The sequence below is a fragment of the Pseudomonas sp. WS 5011 genome (assembly GCF_012985775.1).
Lineage (GTDB): Bacteria > Pseudomonadota > Gammaproteobacteria > Pseudomonadales > Pseudomonadaceae > Aquipseudomonas > Aquipseudomonas peli.
The window spans coordinates 1-580 of sequence record NZ_JAAQXA010000088.1 but is presented as its reverse complement, the minus strand read 5'-3'; the positions used below and the strand labels follow the sequence as shown (position 1 = coordinate 580).

Annotated in this window: 1 protein-coding gene; it reads left to right on the top strand. The window is 66.4% G+C overall.

The features are described 5' to 3' along the window. A partial coding sequence (locus tag HBN63_RS21655) for an aminotransferase class I/II-fold pyridoxal phosphate-dependent enzyme (RefSeq protein ID WP_170050850.1) occupies positions 1-580 on the top strand: 580 nt, incomplete at both ends.

Genomic DNA, 580 nt, shown 5'->3' with positions numbered 1-580 from the left:
ACTTCGCCCGCTGCCGCGCCATCGCCGACAAGGTCGGTGCCTACCTGTTCGTCGACATGGCCCACGTGGCCGGTCTGGTCGCCGCTGGCGTCTACCCGAACCCGGTGCCGTTCGCCGACGTGGTCACCACCACCACCCACAAGACCCTGCGCGGCCCGCGCGGCGGCCTGATCCTCGCTCGCAAGAACGAAGAGATCGAGAAGAAGCTGAACTCCGCCGTCTTCCCGGGCGCCCAGGGTGGCCCGCTGGAGCACGTGATCGCCGCCAAGGCCGTGTGCTTCAAGGAAGCCCTGCAACCCGAGTTCAAGGCCTACCAGCAGCAGGTCCTGAAGAACGCCCAGACCATGGCCAGCGTGTTCATCGAGCGCGGCTTCGACGTGGTTTCCGGCGGTACCCAGAACCACCTGTTCCTGCTGTCCCTGATCAAGCAGGACATCACCGGTAAGGACGCCGACGCCGCCCTGGGTCGCGCTTTCATCACCGTGAACAAGAACAGCGTGCCGAACGACCCGCGCTCCCCGTTCGTCACCTCCGGCCTGCGTATCGGCACCCCGGCTGTCACCACCCGCGGTTTCAAGGA